Raw genomic sequence first — 943 nt, 5'->3', positions numbered from 1 at the left:
TCCGCGCCGAGCTTCCGCCGCTGCCAGCGCAGCCAGCGGCGCAGCATGGCTGCCGGCGGCTCCGCCGCGCCGGCGGGCGGCGCGGCGCCGGACTCCTCGGTACCGACGGCCAGCGGATTGTCGAGCACGAGGAGCGCCTGCACCGGCCGTCCGGCCGCGGCCATGTGGCGCGCGAGCAGGTGACCGATGGCGCCGCCATAGGAGTAGCCGAGCAGGATGCGCGGCTGGCCCTGGTCGAAGGCGGCCAGTGCCTGCGGCAGCACGGCCTCCGCATCGGCCTCCGGCCGCGCGCCGGCGCGGGCGAAGTCGCGCCAGGAGAGATAGCGGGCGACGACGAAGTCGATGCCCGGGCAGCCGTCGCGCAGCCGGGCATGGGTCTCGGTGTCGCCGCCCATGCCGGGCAGGAAGAACACCCGCACGCCGCCGCGCCGCACCTGGCCTGCGCGCAGCGCGGCGGACATCTCGGCCGCGGTCATGTCGGGGTGGAGCGCCTCGAAGACGCCGGCATGGCCGGTGAGACGCTCGGTCTCCAGCGCGAGGCGGAGGAAGCCGAGGCTGTCGCCGCCGGCCTCGCGGAAGGACAGGCTGGTTTCTGCCGTGCGGCCCAGCACGCTGCGCCAGGCGCGCGCCACCTGCGGATCGACGGGGCCGCCGTCAGGTGGCGGGAGGGCGCGGAACTGCGCCAGCAGGGCGACGCCATCGACCTTGCCGCCGGGCAGGCGTGGCAGTTCGGGCAGGACGAGCAGGCGCGTGGGCTGCATGTAGGCGGGCAGGGCGGCGCGCAGGTCGCGGCGCAGCGCCTGTTCGAGGTCGGGCGGGGCGTCGGGCGCGGCGGCGACGGCGGCGTGCAGGCGGGGACCGCCGGGCGCGTCGCGGTCGGCGAGGACGGCGGCGGCGGCGACGCCGGGGGCGCGGCGCAGCCGGTCCTCGATCTCCTCGAGCT

At 77.7% G+C, this 943-nt stretch carries 1 protein-coding gene; it reads right to left on the bottom strand.

Translation table 11 applies throughout. The features are described from left to right. Positions 1–943: AMP-binding enzyme (locus OZN99_RS32450; protein WP_270939299.1), on the bottom strand; the 943-nt coding region annotated here is incomplete at both ends.

Origin of the sequence: Falsiroseomonas oryzae (genome assembly GCF_027856955.1) — a bacterium.
Classification (GTDB): Bacteria; Pseudomonadota; Alphaproteobacteria; order Acetobacterales; family Acetobacteraceae; genus Falsiroseomonas; species Falsiroseomonas oryzae.
The sequence above is the reverse complement of the archived record's forward strand: the minus strand, read 5'-3'. Positions and strand labels throughout refer to the sequence as shown.